This is a genomic window from Cryobacterium sp. TMT4-10 (genome assembly GCF_004403275.1).
Lineage (GTDB): Bacteria > Actinomycetota > Actinomycetes > Actinomycetales > Microbacteriaceae > Cryobacterium > Cryobacterium shii.
On sequence record NZ_SOGU01000089.1, the window covers coordinates 36,546 to 57,994 of the forward strand.

General features: G+C 66.9%; 19 protein-coding genes and 2 tRNA genes. 3 read left to right on the forward strand and 18 right to left on the reverse strand.

Going from position 1 to position 21,449, the window contains the following annotated elements:
- The first annotated feature begins 110 nt into the window (after positions 1 to 110).
- Complete coding sequence (locus tag E3T42_RS12815) at positions 111 to 1,778, forward strand: amidohydrolase (RefSeq protein WP_241976124.1); 1,668 nt, start codon at positions 111 to 113, stop codon at positions 1,776 to 1,778.
- A 49-nt stretch (positions 1,779 to 1,827) separates the two neighbouring features.
- Complete coding sequence (locus E3T42_RS12820; protein WP_134403112.1) at positions 1,828 to 3,201, forward strand: APC family permease; 1,374 nt, start codon at positions 1,828 to 1,830, stop codon at positions 3,199 to 3,201.
- Between the two features lie 420 nt (positions 3,202 to 3,621).
- Here the strand turns inward: E3T42_RS12820 and E3T42_RS17670 are convergent, their stop codons facing one another.
- The 4 genes from E3T42_RS17670 to E3T42_RS12840 all read right to left on the reverse strand — a co-directional run bounded on the left by E3T42_RS17670 (position 3,622) and on the right by E3T42_RS12840 (position 6,407).
- Positions 3,622 to 3,975 carry a helix-turn-helix domain-containing protein gene (locus E3T42_RS17670; RefSeq protein WP_134403113.1) on the reverse strand — a complete coding sequence of 118 codons (354 nt, stop codon included), beginning with the start codon at positions 3,973 to 3,975 and terminating at the stop codon, positions 3,622 to 3,624.
- 56 nt (positions 3,976 to 4,031) lie between these two features.
- Positions 4,032 to 4,105: transfer RNA gene (locus tag E3T42_RS12830), tRNA-Ile, on the reverse strand.
- 26 nt (positions 4,106 to 4,131) lie between these two features.
- Positions 4,132 to 5,340: a glycosyltransferase gene (locus E3T42_RS12835; RefSeq protein ID WP_241976125.1), complete on the reverse strand. Its 1,209-nt coding sequence runs from the start codon at positions 5,338 to 5,340 to the stop codon at positions 4,132 to 4,134.
- A gap of 158 nt (positions 5,341 to 5,498) precedes the next feature.
- The gene (locus E3T42_RS12840) at positions 5,499 to 6,407 is read right to left on the reverse strand and encodes a DMT family transporter (protein WP_134365154.1); all 909 of its coding nucleotides are present in this window, start codon (positions 6,405 to 6,407) and stop codon (positions 5,499 to 5,501) included.
- 40 nt (positions 6,408 to 6,447) lie between these two features.
- Here E3T42_RS12840 and def point away from each other — a divergent pair, with 40 nt between their 5' ends.
- Positions 6,448 to 7,020, forward strand: a complete 573-nt coding sequence (def, locus tag E3T42_RS12845; RefSeq protein WP_134365153.1) for a peptide deformylase — start codon at positions 6,448 to 6,450, stop codon at positions 7,018 to 7,020.
- Between the two features lie 51 nt (positions 7,021 to 7,071).
- Here the strand turns inward: def and E3T42_RS12850 are convergent, their stop codons facing one another.
- From E3T42_RS12850 to E3T42_RS12910, 14 genes are all read right to left on the reverse strand, one after another.
- Positions 7,072 to 7,947 (reverse strand): sensor histidine kinase, encoded by an 876-nt coding sequence (locus E3T42_RS12850; protein ID WP_134365152.1) that lies wholly within the window; start codon positions 7,945 to 7,947, stop codon positions 7,072 to 7,074.
- 72 nt (positions 7,948 to 8,019) lie between these two features.
- Positions 8,020 to 8,092 (reverse strand) — tRNA-Asn (locus E3T42_RS12855).
- A gap of 62 nt (positions 8,093 to 8,154) precedes the next feature.
- On the reverse strand, positions 8,155 to 9,162 hold the full coding sequence (locus tag E3T42_RS12860; RefSeq protein WP_134403114.1) for a D-isomer specific 2-hydroxyacid dehydrogenase family protein: 1,008 nt from the start codon (positions 9,160 to 9,162) through the stop codon (positions 8,155 to 8,157).
- Complete coding sequence (locus tag E3T42_RS12865; protein ID WP_134365150.1) at positions 9,146 to 10,024, reverse strand: ATP-binding cassette domain-containing protein; 879 nt, start codon at positions 10,022 to 10,024, stop codon at positions 9,146 to 9,148. Before E3T42_RS12865 ends, E3T42_RS12860 begins: the two co-directional genes overlap by 17 nt.
- A gap of 5 nt (positions 10,025 to 10,029) precedes the next feature.
- Complete coding sequence (locus E3T42_RS12870; protein WP_134365149.1) at positions 10,030 to 11,718, reverse strand: ABC transporter ATP-binding protein; 1,689 nt, start codon at positions 11,716 to 11,718, stop codon at positions 10,030 to 10,032.
- Positions 11,715 to 12,791 (reverse strand): ABC transporter permease, encoded by a 1,077-nt coding sequence (locus E3T42_RS12875; protein ID WP_241976127.1) that lies wholly within the window; start codon positions 12,789 to 12,791, stop codon positions 11,715 to 11,717. The genes E3T42_RS12870 and E3T42_RS12875 overlap by 4 nt, the downstream gene beginning before the upstream one ends.
- 2 nt (positions 12,792 to 12,793) lie before the next feature.
- Positions 12,794 to 13,882, reverse strand: coding sequence for an ABC transporter permease (locus tag E3T42_RS12880; RefSeq protein WP_134403115.1), 1,089 nt, complete (start codon positions 13,880 to 13,882; stop codon positions 12,794 to 12,796).
- Between the two features lie 96 nt (positions 13,883 to 13,978).
- Positions 13,979 to 15,616: an ABC transporter substrate-binding protein gene (locus E3T42_RS12885; RefSeq protein ID WP_134365147.1), complete on the reverse strand. Its 1,638-nt coding sequence runs from the start codon at positions 15,614 to 15,616 to the stop codon at positions 13,979 to 13,981.
- 178 nt (positions 15,617 to 15,794) lie between these two features.
- Entirely contained in the window at positions 15,795 to 17,663 is a 1,869-nt protein-coding gene (gene dnaG, locus E3T42_RS12890; RefSeq protein WP_134365146.1) for a DNA primase, read from the reverse strand.
- An 89-nt stretch (positions 17,664 to 17,752) separates the two neighbouring features.
- A complete protein-coding gene (locus E3T42_RS12895; RefSeq protein WP_134365145.1) occupies positions 17,753 to 19,000 on the reverse strand; it encodes a deoxyguanosinetriphosphate triphosphohydrolase in 1,248 nt (415 codons plus the stop codon).
- Positions 18,993 to 20,159, reverse strand: a complete 1,167-nt coding sequence (gene dusB / locus E3T42_RS12900; RefSeq protein ID WP_134403116.1) for a tRNA dihydrouridine synthase DusB — start codon at positions 20,157 to 20,159, stop codon at positions 18,993 to 18,995. The genes E3T42_RS12895 and dusB overlap by 8 nt, the downstream gene beginning before the upstream one ends.
- A 136-nt stretch (positions 20,160 to 20,295) precedes the next feature.
- On the reverse strand, positions 20,296 to 20,448 hold the full coding sequence (locus E3T42_RS16790) for a hypothetical protein (protein ID WP_160140991.1): 153 nt from the start codon (positions 20,446 to 20,448) through the stop codon (positions 20,296 to 20,298).
- Positions 20,445 to 21,104: a DsbA family protein gene (locus tag E3T42_RS12905; RefSeq protein ID WP_134365143.1), complete on the reverse strand. Its 660-nt coding sequence runs from the start codon at positions 21,102 to 21,104 to the stop codon at positions 20,445 to 20,447. Before E3T42_RS12905 ends, E3T42_RS16790 begins: the two co-directional genes overlap by 4 nt.
- Positions 21,105 to 21,268: 164 nt before the next feature.
- A partial coding sequence (locus E3T42_RS12910) for a transposase (RefSeq protein ID WP_166805334.1) occupies positions 21,269 to 21,449 on the reverse strand: 181 nt, incomplete at its 5' end.

Genomic DNA, 21,449 nt, shown 5'->3' on the forward strand with positions numbered 1-21,449 from the left:
CACCTCCCTGAAAACTGGTTCTTCCCCCGAGGAGTCCGAACCCATACTCTACTCAATACGAACAACGTTCGTATCGAAAAAACGCACTGCGAGAATCAAGGAGACTCACCGTGTCAGAACTGATTGCTCCCGACCCCGCCCTGACATTTTTCATCGGCGGAACCGCCTGGTTGGGTGCGGGGGTGCCCGAGGCAACCGCCGTGCTCGTGAGCGAGGGGCGTATCGCGGCCCTCGATGATGACGCCCGTGAACTGATGCACCAGAACCTGTTGTCCCCCACCCCAGCGACCTTCGAGGTCGTCGACCTCGATGGCGGCTTCCTGATGCCTTCCTTCGGAGAGGGGCACGCCCATCCGCTCTTCGGTGGTCTCGAGGAAAACGGGCCGAGCGTGCGCGCCTGCACGAGTATCGCCGAGATCGTCGCTGAGGTGCGCCGCTATGCCGAAAAGCACCCACAGAAAGAGTGGATCATCGGCGCTTCCTACGACGGATCCCTCACACCCGGCGGCTTGTTCGACGCACGATGGCTGGATGAAGCACTCTCCGACCGACCGGTCATGCTGCGCGCCTGGGACTACCACACCGTCTGGTGCAACTCGCTGGCCCTTGAACGCGCCGGCATCGACGCGAACACACCGGAACCGGAACTCGGCGAGATCCCAAGACGGGCGGACGGGAGCCCGCTCGGCATTCTGCGGGAGTGGGGGGCCATAGAACTCCTCACAACCGTCAGCCCCGGCTTCAGCTTCGACGAGCAGATCGATGCGCTCCGCCGAGCGACCAAGCACTTCGCCGAGCTGGGAGTGACGTGGGTGCAGGACGCCTGGGTTGAGCCGGCCGACGTCGTCGTCTACCTGGAGGCCGCGCGCCGCGGTGCACTGTCGACCCGGGTCAACCTCGCACTGCTCGCTGACCCGCGCCACTTTCCCGCTTCGCTTCCCGCCATGATCGAAGCACGGAGGCAGGTCGAGCTTCTGGGGCACCCCCTACTCACCGCGAACAGCGTGAAGTTCTTCGCTGACGGCGTCGTCGAGAATGAGACTGGCGCGCTGCTCGAGCCGTACTGCTCCGGCCTGCATGGGCACGGGATGCTCGTTTGGACGGCCGAACACCTCGCCGATTCAGTCACCGCAATCGACGCAGCCGGGTTCCAGGCTCATATCCACGCGATAGGAGACGCGGCCGTTCGACGTGCCTTGGACGCCATCGAGCTCGCCCGGCGTGTGAACGGGCCAGCGGATCGCCGGCCGGTGATCGCGCATGTGCAACTTGCGGCCGCGGATGACCTCCCCCGGTTCAAGGAACTCGATGTGATAGCTGTGATGCAGCCGCTCTGGGCGCAGATGGACGCTCTGATGACTGTACTCACGGTCCCTCGCTTGGGGCTCGAGCGCACGGATCGGCAGTATCAGATGCGCACTCTCGTCGAAACTGGGGCAACGCTGGCATTCGGTTCGGACTGGCCCTGCTCGTCGGCGTCTCCCCTGGAGGGCATCGGCATCGCGGTCTCCCGGGCCACGATCGACGGCGAACCGGCAGGTGGCTGGATGCCAGAGCAACGGCTCGACGCCGAAACCGCCCTCGCCGCCTACACAAGCGGCGTGGCCAGTCAAGCCGGTGCCGCGCGAACGCAGGCGCCGTGGGGCGAAATCCGCGTGGGCGCCAGCGCAGACCTGGTTTGGCTCGCCCGGGACCCCAGGACGGTTTGCCCCACCGAACTGCCATTGACCGGTATCCGTGCCACCTACCTCGCAGGTGCGCCGACGTTCCAGCGGTGAATGCCGTGGGTCGAAACAATCGCGAACACTAGAAGAAGAGAGAAGATCCATGACGACAGAGTCCACCGCTGTACCTGCCGCCTCGGCGGAAGTCGCTACCAGCCAGGGGCAACTGCGCCGGGTACTGGGAGTGCCCTCGCTTGTGCTGTTCGGCCTCGTTTACATGGTGCCACTCACCGTGTTCACCACCTACGGCATCGTCACTCAGATGACCGGCGGGCGCCTGCCGTTGGCGTATCTGATCACCTTGGTTGCGATGGTCTTCACGGCGCGTTCATACGGCCAAATGGCACGTGCGTTTCCGCTTGCCGGATCTGCGTACACCTACACTCAGCGCAGTTTCGGACCAGCGGTCGGTTTCCTGACCGGGTGGTCGCTCATGCTGGACTACTTGTTCCTGCCCATGATCAATTACGTGGTTATCGGGATCTACTTGAATGCGGCCGTTCCGAGCGTTCCTGCTTGGACCTTCGTGCTGGCTTCGATCGCACTCGTGACCATTCTCAACATCGTTGGGATCGCGTCCGTAGCCCGCGCGAACGTGGTCGTCATCGCCGTGCAGGCGATCTTCATCGTCGCCTTCGTGGGTGTGGCGGCGGCAACCATCGGGCGCGGAACGAGCGTCGATTTGCTCGCACCCTTCGTCGGGAACGGTACGGCTCCCGGATTCGGGCCGTTGGCCGCCGGTGCTGCTGTACTCTGCCTATCGTTTCTGGGTTTCGACTCCGTCTCCACGCTTGCCGAGGAGACCCGCGATCCGAAGAAGAGCCTGCCCCGCGCAATCATGATCATCACCCTCATTGCTGGAGTGACTTTCATCGGGTTGGCATATGTGAGCCACCTCATCCTGCCGAGCCACGCCTTTACCAGCGTGGACTCCGCAGCTCTTGACGTGGTCGCCCAGGCAGGCGGTGCGTTCCTTTCGACCTTGTTCCTCGCCGCTTATATCGCCGGTGCGGCTGGTTCCGCCCTGACTTCGCAGGCCTCTGTCGCCCGCATTCTCTTCGCTATGGGACGAGATGGTGTCCTCCCGTCGCGGATCTTCGGTCGACTCAGCGCGCGCTTCGACACACCTGTGCTTTCGATCTTGACAGTTTCAATCGTGTCGCTGCTTGCCGTGGTGATCGACCTCGGGCTCTTGGCCGAGATGATCAGCTTTGGCGCACTCATCGCTTTCAGCGCGGTCAACCTGTCGGTGATAAAGCACCACTTCTTCGGCCTGAGGAAGCGAGGAGGGCTGCAAACGCTCAATTACCTAATCGTTCCGGCCATCGGCGTTGTGCTCACGTTCTGGCTCTGGACCAGCCTGTCGCCGCGCGCGCTCGTCGTGGGCCTCGTTTGGCTGGCCGTGGGCTTTGTGTACCTGCTCGTCTTGACCCGCGGCTTCCGCCGGCCTACCCCCATGCTCGATCTGAAGGAGTAACCAGGGCGAGGCGCTCTGAGAGCGTGCGCCAAGGCGAAGAGTGGGCACCGGACACCAACCGGCACGCCCCTCAAATTGAGCCCCGAGGGGGGCTCCCTCGAGCGGGCAAGGGTCTCGTTTGCGAAACTGCGAACGGGCTGTTGCTCGGCCAAAGGTCCCCGCCCAGCCACGCTAAGGAGCGTGGCTGGGCCAGGTATCGGCTTGAGGTTGCAGGTCGCACTCGGGCGCACCGCGTACCGCACCCCCAGCGGGACGTGACCGGGCAGCGAAGCCCGTCATGGCTCGACCCGGTGGCCGTGACCTGGCGCGTCTGGCCGTCCCAGTCACGGAAGCGGGTCCATGCCCGGTAGTGACCCGTGCCGACCTCGGCCGTTTTGATGGCGCCAAACGTACTTGTCGGCAGTCGCGGCCGGCCGGCCATCAGCGAGCTCCCTCACCGGTTCTCACGCTGCCTGAGGGCTCATGAAGATCGTCCAACCAGCAGAGGACGTCAGAGACGCGGTACCGGATTTCCCAACCGACACGAAGGCCGGACGGGCCCCGCCCGTCGGTGCGCAGATCGTAGATGGCCTGCACTTGCACCCCCAGATAATCAGCGAGCTCGCTGGTCGTGAGCAGGAGCTCGAGACCCAGTAGGGAAAGACGTTCGGTGTTCATGACCCGTAGGTGTTCCAGGCCAACCCAGATGGGCCGATACGCGTCGTGCGCCGCGCCGGCAGAGTCCCCCGTCCAACGGGTCTCGATGAATATTCGTTGAATAAGCGTTAAGCGCATCAAGTCTCTGTCCTGTCTGCTTGGACAAGAAACCTTGGTCAATCGATGTTTCAGTGTAGGGCGGCTGGGACTTGAACCCAGGACCGACGGATTATGAGTCCGCTGCTCTAACCAGCTGAGCTACCGCCCCGATGACCGCGACTACTCGCGAGTGGCTTACTCGGGAGTGTGCGCGGACGTTTCTGAGATGACCCGATCGGTCACCGGCTCCCCACGATACAGGCACTCGAAAGTGTTGAGGGTGCGATTGATGTCGTGGGCTTCGATGAGTCTGAGCGACTCGTGCTTGAGGGCGTCCAGGTTCTCCGGCGTCGCCGTCAGAACAGTGGTCAGCTTGTCGGCGAGGTCTTGCGAGTTGCCGGGTTCGAACAGGAAGCCGTTCTCACCGTCATGCACGAGGTGCGGGAGCGCCATGGCATTGGCAGCTACGACCGGCAAACCGGAGGCCATGGCTTCCATCGTCGCAATGCTCTGCAATTCTGCAATCGACGGCATGGCGAACACGGTCGACCGGGTATACGCGTCGCGCAGCTCGGCATCCGTCACATAGCCGGTGAAGGTGACGCGGGCCCGGATGCCCAGCGTCTGGGCCAGGTGCTCCAGGTTGCGCTTTTGGTCGCCGCCGCCGACGATCTCGACCTGCACGTTCAGGTCGGGCGAGAGCAGGGCGACGGCCTGCAGCAGTACGTCGATCTGCTTCTCACCGGTCACGCGCCCGACGAATAGAATGCGGTTCCCGGTGCGGGGTTCAAAGTTGGGCGAATAGTTGTGGGCGTTGATGCCGCAGGAGATCGCCAGCACGCCCTCGAGGCCGGTGTAGCGCTCCAGAAACTGGGCTGCCCGCTGGGTCGGGGTTGTGACGGCCTCCGCGCGGCCGAAGGTGCGCCGCGCCGCCCGCCAGGCGCCCTTGATCAATCGCTCGTGCAGCCCCTTGGGCAGAAGGGTGAACTCGAGCATGTTCTCGGGCATGAAGTGGTTGGTGCCGATGATGCGGATGCCCCGCTTCTTCGCCTCGATCGTGACCCCGCGGCCCACGATGATGTGCGACTGGAAGTGCACCACGTCGGGCTTGAAGGAGTCGAGGATGCGGCGGCTGTCGCGTCGGACGAACCAAGGCAGGGCGAATCGAAGCCAGTCGTGCGGATACCAGCGCCAGCTCTGCAGGCGGTGCACGACCATCTGCTGGCCTTCATGCGTCTCGGTGAAGGTGCCGTACTTGCGTGACGGAGCCGGCGCCATGATCTGCACCTCGTGCCCGCGGGCCACCATGCCGGCAGCGAGCCGCTCGGCGAATTTGGCCGCGCCGTTCACGTCGGGAGCGAAGGTGTCCGCGGCGATCAATACCCGAATCGGCTTCTTCGACACCGGGGCAACCCGGTGCGACTCGCTCGAAAAATCGGTCGATTCTGACAAAAGACACTGTCCCAACGTAGGTGTGCCGGAGGCCATCATCCGGCGAAGAGTTCCTGCTTTCGACGGCGCGTACGCTGACGAGGTCTTCTAGCACCCTATTCTAATCGGCTTCAGTCCGTGGCAAGGGGGTGATAGCGCGCCAGCAGGAAGACCCCGCCGATCGCAACGACGCCCGCCAGGATGAAGGCGGCGGATGCCCAGGCCGGGGCCTGCTCCACCTCACCGAGCACGACGATGCCGATACCGACGGCAATCAGCGGATCGATCACGGTCAACCCGGCGATGACCAGGTCCGGGGGGCCGGACGCGTAGGCGGTCTGCACGAAATAGGCTCCCAGGGCGGCGGCCAGCAGCAGCCCGGCCACGCAGGCGAGCGTCAGCCATTCGAAGTTTCCGTTCTGGGTTCGGTTGATGATCACCTTCGCCAGGGTGGCGACAAAACCATAGAGCACCCCGGCGCCGATGATGTAGAAAATGGCCTTGAACCGGGTGCGCAGGAACACGAATGCGGCGCCGAATAGCGCCAGCACCACGCCGAGCACGACCAGAATGGTGAGCAGGTTCGCGTCGGTGACGGGCTTGTCCACCGCGGTGAAGGCCGCCACGGTGACGAACAGGCCGACCCCGCCCACGCACATCGCGATGGCGATTTTCGACGCCCGGTTGACCGGAACACGGGTGACCCGGGCGTTGAGGATCGACGTGATCACCAGGGCGACGGCGCCCAACGGCTGCACCATGATGATCGGGGCGAAGGCCAGACTGGAGAGCTGGAAGACGATGGCGAGCCCCAGCATCAGCGTGCCGAACACCCAGGAGGGCCGGCTGAGCAGAAGCATCAGCTGCCGAGGATTGAGCCCGCCCGTTATCTCTGCGGTCTTCGCCTCTACCTTGGTGACGCCGCGGTGCTGGAACTGCGCCCCGAGCGACAGGAACACCGCTCCAACGAGGGCCAGCGGGATGCCGATCGCCTGACGCGGGTCGATCGTGACAGCCAAGTCAGTCAGGTCGGGAGTCACTCAATGACCTTATCCAGAACGAGCCCGATATCCTTGCTGAATGGCCGTACGCTCGATAGTTATTTCAGGAGATCCCGTTCTCCACTCCCCCGCACGCCCCGTCGTGAATTTCGGAGATGATCTGCACGAACTGGTGCAGGACATGTTCGAGACGATGGACGCCGCCCCCGGTGTCGGCCTGGCCGCACCCCAGGTCGGCGTGCCCCTGCGGCTCTTCACCTACAACTACCCCGACGACGAGGACGGCGACCGCCTGTGGCGTGGCGTGGCCATCAACCCGGAATTGTGGATCACGCCCGTTCCGGCCGGAGAAGCCGACGAGGACGAGGACGTCGAGGGGTGCCTGTCCTTCCCCGGCGAGCGATTCCCGCTGCTGCGCTCCCCCGCCGCGATCCTGACGGCGGTGGACCTGGACCAAAAACCGTTCGAGATCCGGGCCGACGGATGGCTCGCGCGCATCTTCCAGCATGAGTACGACCACCTCGATGGCACGCTGTACGTCGACCGGCTCGAGCACTTCTATGCCAAAATCGCGGCCAAAGTGGAACGCAAACGCGGCTGGGGCATCCCCGGGCAAGCCTGGCTGCCCGGCGTGGACAACCTCGAGGACTGAACCGACGAGTGCCCTGCCGACCGGTTGACCGGTTGAGCAGGGGACCCCTCGTCAGCGAGCGAGGTTGACGCCGTGGATGCCGTTGTGGAAACGCAGCGACGGGAACACCGCCGACACGGTGAAGCCGACTCCGGGCACGCTGCCAGCGTCGAATACGCCGCCGAACAGTTCGGCGCGTTCGCGCATCTGGGTGATTCCCGCCCCGGTAACGCTCTCGCTCAGCGCTTTCAGGTCGTCATCGATCGTGTACTTTGTGCGCGCCGCGAAATCGGCTTCATCCGTGCTTTCCCGCCGGGCCGCCGCACGGATGCCGTCGTCGGCCACCACGAGTTGCAGTCCATCTCGGCTCCAGGTGAAGGAGATGCGGGCTTCCGTGCCACGGCCGCCGTGGCTGAGGGTGTTGGCCAGGGCGCCCTGCAGGATGCGGAAGATGGCCAGTTCGGCGCCCGGCTTGAGCGGGAATCGCTCCCCGGACTCGGTGAAGACCACGGAGAGGCCGGCGTCGCACATGACCCGGAAGAGGTCGCGCGTGGACTGCAACCCGGGCTGCGTTGTCGCGATGGCTTCGCCGTCCCGAACGATCGTGAGAACCCGGCGCATGTCGGCCAGGGCCACGCGGCCCTCGTCGACCAGGGTCGTGGCGACACGCACGGCGCTCGACGGGTCGCTCTCCGCCGTGTACCGGGCCGCCTCGGCCCGCGTGATCAGGCGGGAGACCGAGAGAACGGCGACGTCCTGGAGTTCGCGGATGATGCCGAGCCGGCCCTGCTGTTCGGCGAGGGAGAGTTCCAGGTCGATGCGCATCCGTTCGGCGGCCGACCGGTCGAACACGACTCGCCGCCAGGAGCGCCGAGCGCGCAGCCACAGGGCGAGGAGCACGACCGTGAGCACAGCCAGCAGGATGTCCACACTGAGGGAAACGTTCACGTATGCCGCCTTTTCTGCCGCCCACTTCGAACAAAAAAGGCCACCAGGGGTGGAGCCCTTGGTGGCCTTTAGCTCCCCGACTTGGACTCGAACCAAGAACCTGCGCATTAACAGTGCGCTGCTCTGCCAATTGAGCTATCGAGGAATGCTTTTTACAACTCTGTTACTTTATCAAATGTTGGCCGTGTGCAAAATCGAGGCCCGCCTTCAGTAGCCGACCCGAGGGTCGACGACCCCGACAAATCGGCCATCTTCAAGGAATGCGCGCACATTGAGGCGGATCCGCTCGGCGAGCAGCGGTGCCGTCATCTCGGGCGTGTCAGCCGTGTGCGGGGTGATCAGGCAGCGCGGTTCGTGCCATAGCGGGTGTCCGTCCGGCAACGGCTCCGGGTCGGTGACGTCGAGGGCCGCCCCGGCGATTTCCCCGGAGGCCAGGGCCGCCGTGAGCGCATCCGTGTGGACGAGCGGTCCCCGGGCGACGTTCACCAGGACCGCCTCCGGCCGCATCAACTCGAATTCGCGCTCTCCGATCAGGTGCCGGGTGCCCTCGGTGAGCGCCGCGGCGATGAAGACCACGTCGGCGGTCTGCAGAACCTCGTGCAGGGCTTCGGTCGGCACAGTCCGGGCCGCACCGGGCACCGGCAGCGGGCTGCGACGCACGACCGTGATGGAGGTGTCGAAGGGGGCGAGCAGGCGAATCAGTTCCAGGGCGATTCCGCCAGCGCCGACGATGACCACGGAGCGGCCGTAGAGCGAGCGCCCTTCCGGCACCGTGCTCCAGGTTGTTGCGCGAGCGCGCTTCGGAAGCACGCGGAGCAGGGCCAGACCGAGGGCGAGGGCATGCTCGGCGACGGGCTGCGCGTAGGCGCCCTTGGCGCTGGTCCAGAGCAGGCCCGGCCGGCCGAGCCCGGCCAGCACGCCGCTGAACGCGTCCACGCCCGCCCAGGGCAGTTGCACCCAGCCGATCATCGGGTGCGCGTCCAGGGTGGCGCGCAGTTCGTCGGCGCGCCCGTAATCCAGCCAGATCAGCCCCCGCGTGTCCGGGGAGAGGGCCGTGACCGTTCCCCCGGCAGATCGCACGGCAGCCGTGAAGGCGCCCTCGGACTCGGGCAGGATCGTGATCGGGCCGCGTTCCGGCCACCGGTCCCGCGGCAGAGGAGCCACGGCGGCCGTGAGCACGGCCCGGTGCTGGGCGAGTTCAGGACTGCGTGACATGGGCACCGTCCTCGTCCGCGCCGGGTTCGCTCTCGGTGGTTTCGTCACCGGTAAGCGCATCGGCCAGGCCCGCGACATACGGATGCCACGGGTCGTCGAACACCTCGTCGATGGTGCCGAGCCCGACCAGGACTCCTTGGTGGAGCACGCCGATCCGGTTCGCCACCCGGCGCAGCACCTTGAGGTCCGAGCTGATCACCAGGGCGGAGAAGGCACGTTCCCGCTGCAGTTCGCCGATCAGATCGGTCACCGCGTCCCGCACCGTGGCGTCCACGCCCGCGGTCGGCTCGTCGGCGATCAGGAGCGACGGGCCGAACACGAGCGCCCGGGCGAGGGCAACCCGCTGGCGCTGCCCGTTGCTCAGCTCGTAAGGGTACTGGGTGAGCACGGTCAGCGGCAGGCGGACGGCGTCGATCATGGTCGCCACCCGGGCCTCGAGCGCACGGCGGTTGTAGCGCCGGTCCCGGTCCAGGATCGGCTCGGCCACGATCTCCGCCACGGTCAGGGTGGACGGCAGGGTGTCGGCGGCGTCCTGGGCGAGGTAGCCCACCCCGAAGGTGAGCCGGGCCAATTTGCGACGACGGATGCCGCGCAGCCGGTAGCCGAGAACACCGGCCTCTCCCCCGGTGATCTGCGGTCTCACCGTTCCGGCAGCCGGGCCGAACGCGGCCCCCGACAGCACCCGCGCGAGGGTGCTCTTGCCGGATCCGCTCTCCCCCAGCAGACCGAGAACCTCGCCGGGCTCGATCCGCAGGGTGAGGCCGTGCACCGCCACGAAGGCTCCGCTGGCACCGTGTGGCGGGTATTCGATGGTCAGGTCACTGGTCGAGATCGGGTGTGTCGGTGCCGTGCCGCGAGTCATGGTTTCTATCCTGCCGCACGCAGTCGGCGGAGCCCCTCCCGTCGGACGGCCTGTTCGGCCGGGTCGGGTACGGGCAGGGAGGCGAGGAGCCGCTGGGTGTACGGGTCTTTCGGCGCACCCAGCACCTGGGCGCTGGTCCCCTCCTCGACCAGTTTGCCCTGATAGAGCACCGCGATCCGGTCGGCGACGAGGTCGACGACGGCGAGGTCGTGGCTGATGAACAGCGACGCGAATCCGAATTCCCGCTGCAGCTCCGCGAAGAGCTCCAGCACGCGCGCTTGCACCGACACGTCGAGGGCGCTGGTGGGTTCGTCCGCGATGAGCAGGGCCGGTTCCAGGGCCAGCGCACGGGCGAGGCTGGCCCGTTGCCGCTGGCCGCCGCTGAGTTCGTGCGGGTAGCGGTCCCCGTACGCCCGGGGCAGCTGCACGGCCTCGAGGAGTTCGTTCACCCGGGCCCGGGCTGCCGCGGGAGTCTTCGCCCGACCGTGCACCACCAGCGGTTCCGCGACGCATTCGGCGATCGTCAGCAACGGGTTGAAGCTCGATGCGGGGTCCTGGAAGACGAAACCGATGTCCTTGCGGAATTTCTTGAACGCCCGCTCCTTAAAGCCGTTCATCTCGTGACCCAGCACGGTGAGTGACCCGCCGGTCACCCGGGTCAGGCCGGCGATGGCCCGCCCTGTGGTGGTCTTGCCGGAGCCGCTCTCGCCCACCAGCCCGAGCACCTCGCCCGGCCGGATCAGGAAACTCACCCCGTCCACGGCGGTGAAGCCGCCTCGGCCGAGGCGCCCGGGGTACTCGATCCGGAGGTTGTCGGCGACGACGACCGGGGCCTGCTGCGCCCATCCGCGCTCCCGCGCCGTGGCCCGCGCAGCGGCGTGCGCGACGCCCTGGCCGACGTGGGGCACGGCGGCGAGAAGCTTCTTCGTGTAGTCGTCCTGCGGCGAGGTGAACAGGGTCTGGGCGTCGGCCTCCTCCACCACCTTGCCCTGGTACATCACGGCGACGCGGTCCGCCAGGTCGGCGACGACACCCATGTTGTGCGTGATCAGCACGATGGCGGTGCCGAACTCGTCGCGGCAGCGGCGCAGCAGGTCGAGAATCTCCGCCTGCACGGTTACGTCGAGGGCCGTGGTCGGCTCGTCGGCGACGATCAGGCCCGGGTCGAGCACGAGGGCCATGGCGATGACGACGCGCTGCTTCTGCCCGCCGGAGAACTGATGCGGGAAGTAGTTGACGCGGATCTCCGGGTCGGGAATGCCGACCCGGCCGAGAATCTCGATCGCCTTCTGCTTCGCCTCCTTCCGGCTGAACTCACCGTGGGCGCGGATGCCCTCGGCGATCTGCCAGCCGACGGTGTACACCGGGTTGAGTGCGGTGGACGGCTCCTGGAACACCATCGACACGTCCGTGCCGCGAACCTGGCGCAACTGGGACGTGCTGAGCGAGATCACGTTGTTCTCACTCGAACCGTCCTTGCTGCTGAGGATGACCGCCCCGGAGGCGGTCGCCGTCTCCGGCAGCAGCCCGAGGATCGTCTTGGCCGTGACGGTCTTGCCGCTGCCGCTCTCGCCGACGATGGCGAGGACCTCGCCCGGCGCCACCCGCAGGCTCACACCGTCGACGGCCCTGACGGCGCCGGCGTCGGTCGCGAAGGAGATGCCCAGGTCGGTGATGGTGAGCACATCGGTCATGGTCTGTCCTCGAGTCCGTCGGAAGGATGGGTGGCTTGGTCTTCGAGACCGTCGAGCCCGCCGGGCCCGGCGGTGAGCACACCGCCGGGAACGACGGAGGTCTCCGCGACGACGCCGGCCGCCTGCGCGACCGCCCGTCGTCCGCGCAGCCGGGGATCGGCGAGGTCGTTGAGGCTCTCGCCCACCAGTGTGATGCCGAGCACGACGAGCACGATCGCGAGGCCAGGGAAGAGCGAAGTCCACCAGATTCCGCTGGTGACGTCGGAGACCGCCTTGTTGAGGTCGAAACCCCATTCGGAGGCGGCGGTCGGTTCGATGCCGAAGCCGAGGAAGCCGAGACCGGCGAGGGTCAGGATGGCCTCCGACGAGTTCAGGGTGAAAATCAGCGGGAGGGTGCGGGTCGCATTGCGCAGCACGTGCCGGAACATGATCCGGCCGTTGCTGGCGCCGAGCACGCGGGCGGACTCGACATAGGCTTCCGCCTTGATCCGCACCGTCTCGGCCCTGATCACCCGGAAGTACTGCGGGATGAACACCACGGTGATCGAGATCGCGGCCGCGAGGATGCCGCCGATCAGGTTCGATTTGCCGCCGGAGATGACGATGGACATCACGATGGCGAGCAGCAGGGACGGGAAGGCGTATACGGCGTCGGACACGACGACGAGGATGCGGTCGAGCCAGCCGCCGAAGTAGCCGGAAAACAGCCCGAGCAGCACCCCGGCGAAGATGGACAGGATCACGGCGACGATGATCACGAACAGGGCCGTCTGCGCGCCCCAGATCACCCGGGACAGCACGTCGTAACCGCCCGCCGTGGTGCCGAGGAGATGCGCTTCGCCCGGGGGCTGCTGCGCGCCGAACGCGCCGTCGGCGTCGCGGAGCTGGCTGAAACCGAACGGGGCGATCACGGGAGCGAAGATGGCTGTCAGCACGAACACGGCCGTGATGACCAGGCCGGCCAAGAGCATCCCGCGCTGCAGCCCGATGCTCTGGCGCAGCTGGTGCACGATGGGTAGGCGGGTCCACCGGCCGGGCTTCCGCACGGCGGGCGGGTTCTGGGCAGCGGTCACGGTCAGTACCTCACCCTCGGGTCGATCAGCGCGGCGATGATATCGACGATGAAGTTGGACAGGGCGACGATCACGGCGAGTAGGGCGACGATTCCCTGCACGGCCACGAAGTCACGCGCCTTGAGGAATTCGGAGAGCATGAAGCCCAGGCCCTTCCATTCGAAGGTGGTCTCGGTCAGCACCGCGCCGCCGAGGAGCAGGGCGATCTGCAGGCCGATCACGGTGATGATGGGGATCAGTGCGGGCCGGTAGGCGTGCTTGCGCACCAGCCGGAACTCGCTCACCCCGCGTGAGCGGGCAGCGTCGACGTAGTCGGTGCCGAGGGTGCCGATGACGTTGGTGCGCACGAGCCGGAGGAATACCCCGGCCGTGAGGAGCCCGAGCGCGAGCGACGGGAGCACGGCGTGGGAGAGCACGTCACCGAGCACCTGCGGGTTGCCGGTCATCAGGGCGTCGATGGTGTACAGTCCGGTCTTGTTGGGCAGCAACTGCATCTGCAGTTCGGCGCCGGTCGAGGCGCGCCCGGCCACGGGCAGCACCTGCAGCCAGACGGCGAAGACGAGCTTGAACAGGAGGCCGGAGAAGAAGACCGGGGTGGCGTAGCAGAGGATGGCGAAGACGCGCAGGAACGCGTCAGTGGGCTTGTCCCGGAAGTAGGCGGCGACCATTCCGAGCGGGATCCCGATGATGAACGCGACCAGGAGCGAGTAGAACACCAGCTCGAAGGTGGCGAGCCCGTAGGTCATCAGCACCTCCGAGACGGGGCGGTTGGTGCTGATCGTGGTGCCGAAGTTGCCGGTGAAGATCTGGCCGAGGTACTCCACGTACTGCACCAGGATCGGGCGGTCATAGCCGGCCGCGTGGATGCGCTCTGCCAGCTGATCGGGCCCGAGGCGACCGCCCAGGGCCGCCGTGATCGGGTCGCCGGTGAGGCGCATCAGCCAGAAGACCATGGAGACGAGGATGAACATCGTGGGGATGATCAGCAGGAAGCGGATCAGGACGTACCGGCCGATCCCACCGCCGGACGAAGTTCGTTTCTTGGGTCCGGCGGCCCGAGGGGCCGTGGGACGCATGCTCACAGTGGTCATGCCTGCCTAACGCTGGAAAAATGAGAGGGGCACCCAGCAATGAAATTGCTGGGTGCCCCCGGATTTCAAATTAGAGAAACTCTAGCCGGTCGGGACTCAGCCCTTTTTCAGCGCAGCGTAGCGGAACTTGAACGACGCGTCGAGGGTGTCGCTGGTGCCGGTCACGTCGGTGCCGGTGACGGCCACCTGGGCGCCCTGCAGCAGCGGCACGGTCGACAGCTGGGCGGCGACCTTGTCCTGGATGTCCTCGATCAGCTTGGTGCGCTCCGCGGGGACGGCCGTGACGGCCTGCTTCAAAATCAAAGCGTCGACCTCAGGGTCGCTGTAGTGGTTCTTCAGGAAGCCACCCTCGAGGAAGAACGGGGTCAGGTAGTTGTCGGCGTCGGAGTAGTCCGGGAACCAACCGAGCTGGTACACGGGGTACACATCGGTCGTGCGGTCCTTGGCGTACTGAACCCACTCGGTGGTCTGCAGGTTGACCGTGAACAGGCCGGAGGCTTCCAGCTGGTCCTTGACCAGGGCGTACTCGTCGCCCGAGGAGGGACCGTAGTGGTCGTTGCTGTACTGCAGGTTCAGCACGACCGGGCCGGTCACGCCGGCCGCGGCGAGGGTCGCCTTCGCCTTGTCGCGGTCCGGGGCGCCCTTGCCGTCGCCGTAGAGGCCCTTGAGGGACTCGGTGGCACCGGTCAGGCCGGCGGGCACGTAGGAGTACACGGGCGTGTAGGTGCCCTTGTAGACCTGCTTGGCGATTTCCTCGCGGTCGACGAGGTCGGCAACCGCCTGGCGCACGGCGAGAGCCTTGGCCGGGTCTGCCTCGGGGGTCTTGGCACCGAACGGCTGGGTGTCGAAGTTGAAGACGACGTAGCGGAGCTCGCCGCCGGGACCGTCAACGACCTTGACCTTGTCGTTGCCGCGGAGGTCTTCGATGTCCGTGGCCGAGAGGCTGCGGAACGCGACGTCGATGTTGCCCTGCTGAACGTCGAGCTTGAGGTTGGAGGCGTCGGCGTAGTACTTGACGTTGACGACATCCGTCTTCGCCGGGCCGAGGAGTCCCGCGTAGTCCTTGTTGGCCTTGTAACCGACCAGGTTGTTGAAATCGTAGCTGGTGATGACGTACTGGCCGGCAAAGGCGTTCGCCTTGACGATGTCGTTGTCGGAGGTGAGCGCGGTGGCGGAGAAGGAATCCTCGTCGACGATCGGGCCGGCCGGGCTGGACAGGATCTGCGGGAAGATCTGGTCGTCGGCCTGCTTGAGCGTGAAGACGACGGTGGTGTCGTCAGGCGCTGCCACGCTGGCGAGGTTGTAGAGCAGCGACGACGGGCCGTTGTCGTCCGCGATCGCCAGCTGGCGGTCGAAGGTGAACTTCACGTCGGAGGACGTGAGGTCGTTTCCGTTGGCCCACTTCAGGTCGGGCTTGAGCGTGACCGTGTACTCGGTCGGGCTCGTGAACTCGGCTTTGGTGGCGATGTCGGGCTCGACGTCGGGGCTGCCGTACGGCGTGTTCATCAGGAATGGGAAGACCTGGTTCTGCACCGAGAACGAGCCGTTGTCGTAGGAGCCGGCGGGGTCGAGCGTCGTGACCTTGTCGGTCGTGCCGATCGTGATGGAGCCGCCGCCGCTGGTGCTCTTATCGGTCGACCCGCCTGCGGAGCAGCTCGCGAGGGTCAGCGCGGCGACAGCGACGACTGCCGCGGCGCTGATGCCTTTCGCGCGTGAAGTGGATGGGAATGCCATAGCCGTGAGCCTCTTCCTCTAGAAATCCGATGCGGGGCGCGGGGCCGTAACGCACACGCCTGCATTGCTGTAGGAAAAGAATTAGCACAGAAGGCCCGATTACCAGCCGGTTCACGGAGCATCTTTACCGAGCTGCAACGTGCAGCGCCCGGCTTTCGGGGCCGCCGGGGCTCGGGCCTCACTCCTCGCGGAGGTTGCGCTTCTCGGCTTCGACCCGCACCAGTTCACGCTGGATCGCCACGTAGACCTCTCGGTTGGAGGCATCCGCCCGCTGGAGGCGCCCGAGCAGCTCGGCCTTCTGTCGCAGCAGGTCGCGGTCGACCAGGGCGACCGTGACATCGCGCACGTACCGGGCCACCGCCCCCTCGGAGCGCTCCGGCAGAGACGCCATGGCCAGGTCCTTGACCAGGTTTTCCAGCGGGGCCGGAACCTCGGTGACGACCCGGTCCAGCCAGTCCGATGCGGCGTGGTGCGTCAGGCTGGCGGCGATGGCGTCGCGCACGACGGCCAGGGACTGGTTCGAGAACGTGGTCTGCACGGCGCGCTGGAGCAGTTCCAGCCCGACCACGGTCGGGCGCTGGAGCATGGCCATCAGGCCGTCGCGTTCCAGCCGGGTGACCGGATCGGTGGCGAGGTCGACCATGGAGAAGGGCTGCTCCCGCGGCGCGTCGTCCCGGCCGGCGTGCCGGGCGGTGTCCTCCCCGGACCCGGAGGACCGTGAGCGGGTCAGGGCCGCGGAGACGGCCTTGCCGACCTCGCCGAGCTCCATCCCGAGCATGCGGGCCAGTTCGTGGGTGTACCCGGGGCGCAGGGCAGGGTCGCGGATGTCGCTGACGATCGGCGCCGCGGAGCGGAGCGCGGCCACCCGTCCCTCCACGGTGTCGAGGTTGTACTGGCCGAGCAGCTGCCGGATCATGAACTCGAACATGGGCTTCTTCGAGTCGATCAGCCGGCGCACGGCGTCGTCGCCGCGGTGCAGGCGCAGGTCGCAGGGGTCCAGTCCCTCCGGACCGACCGCCACGAAGGTCTGGGCGGTGAAACGCTGCTCCTCGCTAAAGGCGCGCATGGCCGCCTTCTGGCCGGCGGCATCCGGGTCGAACGTGAACACGACCTCGCCGACCCCGCTGTCGTCGCCGAGAACGCGGCGCAGCACCTTGATGTGGTCGACACCGAAGGAGGTGCCGCAGGTGGCCACGGCGGTGGTGACCCCGGCCAGGTGGCACGCCATCACATCCGTGTACCCCTCGACGACGACGACCTGGTGCCCACGCGAAATGTCCCGTTTGGCGAGGTCGAGCCCGTAGAGCACCTGGGCTTTGTGGTAGATCGGTGTCTCGGGCGTGTTGAGGTACTTGGGGCCCTTGTCGTCGTCGAGCAGTTTGCGGGCGCCGAAGCCGATGGTCTGCCCGGTGATGTCACGGATCGGCCAGACCAGGCGACCGCGGAACCGGTCGTAGACGCCGCTCGCTCCTTCACGGCTGGAGACCAGCCCGGAGAGCGTGAGCTCCTCGGTGGTGAACCCCTTGGCCCGGAGGTGGTTGGTGAGTTCGTCCCAGCTCTTCGGGGCGAAACCCACGCCGAAGCGGGCGGCCGCCAGGGCGTCGAAGCCGCGTTCACCGAGGAAGGTGCGCCCGACGGCGGCGCCCGCACTGCCGAGCCGCTCGACGAAGAAGTCGGCGGCCGCTTGGTTGGCCGCGTACAGCCGGGCCCGGTTGGTGTGGTCGGGCGCCTCGCCCGCGCCGCCCTCGTAGTGCAGCTCGATGCCGACGCGCCCGGCGAGGCGTTCGACGGCCTCGCTGAAGCTGACGTGGTCCATCTTCTGCAGGAACGAGTAGACATCGCCGCTCTCGCCGCAGCCGAAGCAGTGGTAGAACCCCACCTGGGGGCGGACATGGAAGCTGGGGCTGCGCTCGTCGTGGAACGGGCAGAGGCCTTTCATCGACCCGACCCCGGCTGACTTGAGGCTCACATAGTCGCTGACGATGTCGGCGATGTTGGTGCGGGCTTTGACCTCTTCGATGTCGTCTTGTCGAATCAGGCCTGCCATAGCTGAATGCTAGTCCTGCCCGGGTCGGTGTTCGGTACGGTGCACCGGTTTGTGGAGATACGGTGTGTGGAGTTACGGATGGGCCGGGCTCAGTTCTGCACGAGGCGTTCGTACCAGGCCAGCGCGGACTGGTCGGTGAGGCTGGCCACCTGGTCCACGACCACGCGCTTGCGGGCGGCATCGTCGGAGGCGGCGCGCCAGTCCTCGGTGAATCCGGCGTCGAGGTGCTCGTCGCCCGAGGTGTACAGGCGTTCGGCCAGCAGGCCAAGCACTTTACGCTGCTGGGTGTAGATCGGCTGCCGGGTGTTGTTGGACATGACGAACGCGGCAACGACGCCCTTGAGTACGGCGATCTCGGCCTGGATCTCCCGCGGCACCACGACGTGGGCCCCGAACCGGAGCAGGCTGTCCATCGGGTAGGACTGCCGGGTGGCGTGCACGGCGGCACCGGAGAAGCGGCCGATCAGCTGGCTGGTGAGGGTCTTCAGTCGTCCCTGGTCGCGGCGGCCCGCCGTCCAGGTGCGCAGCCAGGAGTCCATCGCCCCGATCCGGTCGTAGGCCTGGGCGAGCTCCTCGTGTGACACGGCGCCGCCGATCCAGGCGTGCATCGACGGGACGAGTTCGGCGCTGGCCTGGCCGTTGAGGGCGGCGACGTCGACGTAGCCGTTGACCACGGCATCCTCGAAATCGTGCACGGAGTAGGCGATGTCGTCCGAGAGGTCCATCACCTGCGCCTCGATGCAGAGGCGCCGGTCCGGCGCGGCGGCGCGCATCCACTCGAAGGCGGCCCGGTCGTCCTGGTAGAAACCGAATTTGGCGCGCCCGCTCGGGTCGGCCACCGAGGACTCGTCCGGCCACGGGTACTTGCAGCTGGCGTCGAGGCTGGCCCGGGTGAGATTGAGCCCGTAACTGCGGCCGTCGGCCCCGAACACCTTGGGTTCGAGGCGGGTGAGCAGGCGCAGGGTCTGCGCGTTGCCCTCGAAGCCGCCGATGTCGGCGGACCAGTCGTTCAGCGCACGCTCGCCGTTGTGGCCGAACGGCGGATGCCCGATGTCGTGCGCGAGGCACGCGGTGTCGACGATGTCGGGGTCGAGTCCGAGCCGCAGGGCGAGCTCCCGGCCGACCTGGGCCACCTCGAGGGAATGGGTGAGCCGGTTCCGGGCGAAGTCGAGGCCAGCGGTGGGGCTGAGCACCTGGGTCTTGGCGGCGAGCCGCCGCAGCGCGCTGGAATGCAGCAGCCTGGCCCGGTCGCGCGCGAAATCGCTGCGCCTGGACCCGTGCTGCTCCGGCAGCCAGCGCTGTTCGTCGTGGGTGCTGTACCCGGTCTCGTTAGCCACCGCTTGTGTCCCCTTCGCCCTCGGTCAGGTTGGCGCGTTCGGCGCCTTCGATCTCCTGGGAGTCGAGCCAGTGTTCGGGGAGGGCGGTCCTCTTCGGGCTGCCCGCGCGTCCGCGTGGGCCCTCGGCACCCGCGCCCGGGTATTCCTGCTCCCCGTCGAGCGTGCCGAGCAGGTCGTCGAGCTGCGCGAGCGAGACCACTGACGCGAGGCTGGCCCGAAGGTCGCCGCCGACCGGGTAACCCTTGAAGTACCAGGCCACATGCTTGCGGATGTCGCGGCAGGCCCGCTCTTCGCTCTCGAAGAATTCGGTGAGCAGTTCGGCGTGGCGGCGGAACGTGTCCGCGACCTGGCCGAGGCGGGGCTGGATCCGGGCGGTGGCCAGGTCGCCGCGGAAGGCCGCGGCCAGGTCGCCGAACAGCCACGGGCGGCCCAGGCAGCCGCGTCCGACGACGACTCCGTCGCATCCGGTCTCGGCCACCATGCGCAGGGCGTCCTCGGCGGACCAGATGTCGCCGTTGCCGAGGATCGGGACGCTGGTGACGATGTTCTTGAGCGTGGTGATGGCCGACCAGTCGGCCTGGCCGGAGTAGTGCTCGGCCGCCGTGCGGGCGTGCAGTGCGATGGCGGCGACGCCGGCGCCTTCGGCCGCCTTGCCGGCCTCCAGGTACGTGAGGTGGTCGGAGTCGATGCCCTTGCGCATCTTGATCGTGACCGGCACGGAGCCGCCGGCGGTCACCGCGGCCTCGACGATCTGCCGGAACAGCCCGAGCTTCCAGGGCAGTGCGGCGCCACCGCCCTTGCGGGTGACCTTGGGCACGGGACAGCCGAAGTTCAGGTCGATGTGGTCGGCGCGGTCCTCCGCGACGAGCATGGTGACCGCCTCGGAGACGGTTTTCGGGTCAACCCCGTAGAGCTGGATCGAGCGGGTGGTTTCGCTCTCGTGGTGCCGGATCAGGCGCATCGATTCCGGGGTGCGCTCGACCAGCGCGCGGGAGGTGATCATCTCGCTGACGTAGAGGCCCGCACCGAACTCGCGGCAGAGCCGGCGGAACGCGGTGTTGGTGATGCCGGCCATCGGGGCGAGCACGACGGGCACGTCGAGCGTGAGCGGGCCGATCTGGAGCGGCTTCGCCGGACCGATCGTGGTTGCAGGTATCATCCGTTCAATTCTCACAGACGCCAGGATGGCTGGTGACCGCCCCCAAGCTGGCCTCTCCCCGCCCGCCGAGCCGTGAGTTCCGCCACTGTTTTGGCGCAAAACACGAGTAAAACTCACGGCTCGGCGGGGTGGGGAGTCAGGCTCCGCAGCAGCCGTCGGCGCCGCAGCAGGCGCCGGACTCGGACTGGCCGAGCAGTTCGATCGTGGGAACCGGCGCGGCCTCGGTGGGGACGGCCGGGGTGGAGACGGCCTCGGTGGGGACGGCCGGGGTGGTGGTCACATCGGTCATTTGTTCTTCTCCTCGATTTTTTCGGACTGAGCCTGGCCGAGAGCCTGCGCAAAGGTATCAGGCTCCTGCGCACCGGAGATGCCGTATTTTCCGTCGATCACGAAGAAGGGCACCCCCTGGATGCCGTAGGCGGCGGCCTGAGCGACGTCGGCCTTGACCGCCGCCAGGAACTCGTGCGCGGTCAGGGAGCGCACGACGTCGTCCCGGTCCAGACCGATCTCGGCGGCCAGGTCGGCCAGGTCCTCGATCCGGCCCACGTGCCGGCCGTCGACAAAGTAGGCCTTGAGCAGGCGTTCCTTCATCTCGAGCTGGCGGCCCTGGGCTTTGGCGTAGTGCAGCAGCTCGTGCGAGATGACGGTGTTCGTCTGGTGCACGGAGTCGTAGTCGTAGTGCAGACCGACGCTCTGGGCGATCCCGGTGACCCGCTCGAGCATCTGCTCGACGTCGGCGAGGGGCAGGCCCTTGCGCTGGCTGAGGTAGTCGACGGGGCTGCCGTCGAAATCGACCGGGGTATCCGGCGCGAGTTCGTAGCTGTGGTACTCGACCTCGACCTCGCCGTCGAACAGGGCCGCCCCGGCCTCGAATTTGCGCTTGCCGATGTAGCACCAGGGGCACTGCACATCGGACCAGATGTCTACTTTGATGGTTTCACTCACTGTGGCGGTAACCGTCGGCGCCCGCGTTGTATTCCCGGCCCGGTCCCGGTGTGCGCCAGCCCTAGTAGTACTTAGTTATGTTGGGGCTCGTTGTCGGCAGTGGGGACAGTATCCGAGATAGACGGCGAGGACTCGTTGGAGTTCTCTGAGGATGCCGTAGAGGCTCAGCCTGCCCCAACCGCTTTTGGGCGGGTCAGCCACAGCTGGGTGATGAAGAGGTGGGCGGCGGTCACGAGAGTCATGTGGTGGTGCCATCCGGCGTAGGTGCGGCCTTCGAAGTGCGCGAGGCCGAGGCCTGTTTTCAGTTCGCGGTAGTCGTGCTCGATGCGCCACCTGATTTTGGCC

What these genes read in the sequence shown, in the direction of transcription:
- E3T42_RS16790 (WP_160140991.1), bottom strand. Translation starts at nt 20,448, where the DNA reads ATGACCGATGTGACCACCACCCCGGCCGTCCCCACCGAGGCCGTCTCC.
- E3T42_RS12880 (WP_134403115.1), bottom strand. Translation starts at nt 13,882, where the DNA reads ATGACCACTGTGAGCATGCGTCCCACGGCCCCTCGGGCCGCCGGACCC.
- E3T42_RS12820 (WP_134403112.1), top strand. Translation starts at nt 1,828, where the DNA reads ATGACGACAGAGTCCACCGCTGTACCTGCCGCCTCGGCGGAAGTCGCT.
- E3T42_RS17670 (WP_134403113.1), bottom strand. Translation starts at nt 3,975, where the DNA reads ATGCGCTTAACGCTTATTCAACGAATATTCATCGAGACCCGTTGGACG.
- E3T42_RS12870 (WP_134365149.1), bottom strand. Translation starts at nt 11,718, where the DNA reads ATGACCGATGTGCTCACCATCACCGACCTGGGCATCTCCTTCGCGACC.
- E3T42_RS12865 (WP_134365150.1), bottom strand. Translation starts at nt 10,024, where the DNA reads ATGACTCGCGGCACGGCACCGACACACCCGATCTCGACCAGTGACCTG.
- dnaG (WP_134365146.1), bottom strand. Translation starts at nt 17,663, where the DNA reads ATGGCAGGCCTGATTCGACAAGACGACATCGAAGAGGTCAAAGCCCGC.
- dusB (WP_134403116.1), bottom strand. Translation starts at nt 20,159, where the DNA reads ATGATACCTGCAACCACGATCGGTCCGGCGAAGCCGCTCCAGATCGGC.
- E3T42_RS12885 (WP_134365147.1), bottom strand. Translation starts at nt 15,616, where the DNA reads ATGGCATTCCCATCCACTTCACGCGCGAAAGGCATCAGCGCCGCGGCA.
- def (WP_134365153.1), top strand. Translation starts at nt 6,448, where the DNA reads ATGGCCGTACGCTCGATAGTTATTTCAGGAGATCCCGTTCTCCACTCC.
- E3T42_RS12860 (WP_134403114.1), bottom strand. Translation starts at nt 9,162, where the DNA reads ATGTCACGCAGTCCTGAACTCGCCCAGCACCGGGCCGTGCTCACGGCC.